This window comes from Actinophytocola sp. NPDC049390 (assembly GCF_044466355.1).
Classification (GTDB): Bacteria; Actinomycetota; Actinomycetes; order Mycobacteriales; family Pseudonocardiaceae; genus Actinophytocola.
Genome location: NZ_JBITMQ010000043.1, coordinates 1 through 3,223 on the forward strand (window position 1 = coordinate 1; position 3,223 = coordinate 3,223).

The 3,223-nt window shown below is 56.7% G+C and carries 2 rRNA genes (1 of these 2 cut by a window edge); both read right to left on the reverse strand.

Annotated features, from left to right (window positions below):
- Positions 1–11: 11 nt before the first annotated feature.
- A 5S ribosomal RNA gene (gene rrf / locus ACIBVP_RS45640) occupies positions 12–128 on the reverse strand.
- 104 nt (positions 129–232) lie between these two features.
- A 23S ribosomal RNA gene (locus tag ACIBVP_RS45645) occupies positions 233–3,223 on the reverse strand (it continues 228 nt past the right edge of the window).

Consider the following 3,223-nt stretch of genomic DNA (forward strand, 5'->3'; position numbering starts at 1 on the left):
TTGGAAAGGATGTCCGGCGGTGTCCTACTCTCCCACACCCTGGCGAGTGCAGTACCATCGGCGCTGGTGGGCTTAGCTTCCGGGTTCGGAATGGGACCGGGCGTTTCCCCACCGCTATAGCCGCCGTAACACTATGAAACTAACAACCAGCGGAGCCAGCCAAACCGGCTCGAAACACTGGTTGGTGTTTCAGAGTTGCATAGTGGATGCGAAACAAAACAAATTTGATCGTTTGTGGAAAGTCCTCGGCCTGTTAGTACCAGTCAACTCCACACATTACTGCGCTTCTATCTCTGGCCTATCAACCCCATGGTCTAGTGGGGGGCCTTAACCCACAAAGGGTGGGAGACCTCATCTTGGAACAGGCTTCCCGCTTAGATGCCTTCAGCGGTTATCCCTCCCGAACGTAGCCAACCAGCCGTGCCCTTGGCAGGACAACTGGCACACCAGAGGTTCGTCCGTCCCGGTCCTCTCGTACTAGGGACAGCCTTCCTCAAGTCTCCTACGCGCGCGGCGGATAGGGACCGAACTGTCTCACGACGTTCTAAACCCAGCTCGCGTGCCGCTTTAATGGGCGAACAGCCCAACCCTTGGGACCTACTCCAGCCCCAGGATGCGACGAGCCGACATCGAGGTGCCAAACCATGCCGTCGATATGGACTCTTGGGCAAGATCAGCCTGTTATCCCCGGGGTACCTTTTGTCCGTTGAGCGACACCCCTTCCACCAGGTGGTGCCGGATCACTAGTCCCGACTTTCGTCCCTGCTCGACCCGTCGGTCTCACAGTCAAGCTCCCTTGTGCACTTGCACTCGACACCTGATTGCCAACCAGGCTGAGGGAACCTTTGGGCGCCTCCGTTACTCTTTGGGAGGCAACCGCCCCAGTTAAACTACCCACCAGGCACTGTCCCTGGACCGGATCACGGTCCGAAGTTAGACACCCAGTACGACCAGAGTGGTATTTCAAGATTGACTCCACCCATACTGGCGTATGAGCTTCACAGTCTCCCACCTATCCTACACAAGCCGAACCAAGCACCAATACCAAGCTATAGTAAAGGTCCCGGGGTCTTTCCGTCCTGCCGCGCGTAACGAGCATCTTTACTCGTAGTGCAATTTCGCCGGGCCTGTGGTTGAGACAGTCGAGAAGTCGTTACGCCATTCGTGCAGGTCGGAACTTACCCGACAAGGAATTTCGCTACCTTAGGATGGTTATAGTTACCACCGCCGTTTACTGGCGCTTAAATTCTCAGCTTCGCCCACAAAGTGGACTAACCGGTCCTCTTAACGTTCCAGCACCGGGCAGGCGTCAGTCCGTATACATCGTCTTGCGACTTCGCACGGACCTGTGTTTTTAGTAAACAGTCGCTTCTCGCTGGTCTCTGCGGCCACCTCGCCCTAGCCCGCAACGGGGCTTCAAGCGCTGTGGCCCCCCTTCTCCCGAAGTTACGGGGGCATTTTGCCGAGTTCCTTAACCACAGTTCACCCGATCGCCTTGGTATTCTCTACCTGACCACCTGTGTCGGTTTGGGGTACGGGCCGCATGGACACTCACTAGAGGCTTTTCTCGGCAGCATGGGATCACTCTACTTCGCCTCATTCGGCTATGCATCACGTCTCAGGATATGTGCACCGCGGATTTGCCTACGGTACTCCCTACACGCTTACACCAGACACCAACTGCTGGCGGAGCTACCCTCCTGCGTCACCCCATCGTTTGGCTACTACCGGTTCAGGTCCCACGCTCCACCTCCAACAACCCGAAGGTCGTCGAAGGCTTTGGGTGGTTAGTATCACCGGGCTCGCCATGGGCGCATCCACACGGGTACGGGAATATCAACCCGTTGTCCATCGACTACGCCTGTCGGCCTCGCCTTAGGTCCCGACTTACCCTGGGCGGATTAACCTGGCCCAGGAACCCTTGGTCATCCGGCGGCAGAGTTTCTCACTCTGCTTTCGCTACTCATGCCTGCATTCTCACTCCCACACCCTCCACAGCTGGATCACTCCGCTGCTTCCCCGGATGCAGGACGCTCCCCTACCCATCCACACCACTGCACAACCACCCGAAGGCGGAAGCGGATGTATTGTGTGAATGACACAGCTTCGGCGGTACGCTTAAGCCCCGCTACATTGTCGGCGCAGGACCACTTGACCAGTGAGCTATTACGCACTCTTTCAAGGGTGGCTGCTTCTAAGCCAACCTCCTGGTTGTCTGGGCGACCCCACATCCTTTCCCACTTAGCGCACACTTAGGGGCCTTAGCTGGCGTTCTGGGCTGTTTCCCTCTCGACCACGAACCTTATCGCCCGCAGTCTCACTGCCACACTCTCACACACCGGTATTCGGAGTTTGGTTGATTTCGGTAAGCTTGTAGGCCCCCTAGACCATCCAGTGCTCTACCCCCGGCGTGAAACATGTGACGCTGCACCTAAATGCATTTCGGGGAGAACCAGCTATCACGGAGTTTGATTGGCCTTTCACCCCTACCCACAGCTCATCCCCCAGGTTTTCAACCCTGGTGGGTTCGGGCCTCCACGACGTCTTACCGTCGCTTCACCCTGGCCATGGGTAGATCACTCCGCTTCGGGTCTAGAGCACGCGACTAAACGCCCTGTTCAGACTCGCTTTCGCTACGGCTACCCCACACGGGTTAACCTCGCCACGCACCACTAACTCGCAGGCTCATTCTTCAAAAGGCACGCCATCACAACTGCAACGGTTGCTCTGACGGCTTGTAGGCACACGGTTTCAGGTACTCTTTCACTCCCCTCCCGGGGTACTTTTCACCTTTCCCTCACGGTACTAGTCCGCTATCGGTCATCAGGGAGTATTTAGGCTTAGCGGGTGGTCCCGCCAGATTCACAGCAAATTCCACGAGCTCGCTGCTACTCGGGAACACCACCAAGAAAGACACGCCGTTTTCGCCTACCCGACTCTCACGGTCTACGGTCCAGTTTCCCAAACTGGTTCGACTAACAAACGTGTTTTATGACTTTCCACCCAGCTGGCAGACTGGATAAGGTGGGTCCCACAACCCCGCGCACGCAACCCCTGCCAGGTATCACACATGCACGGTTTAGCCTCCTCCGCTTTCGCTCGCCACTACTCACGGAATCACTTTTGTTTTCTCTTCCTACGGGTACTGAGATGTTTCACTTCCCCGCGTTACCTCCACCACCCTATACATTCAGATGGCAGTGACACCCCATGACGGGTGCCG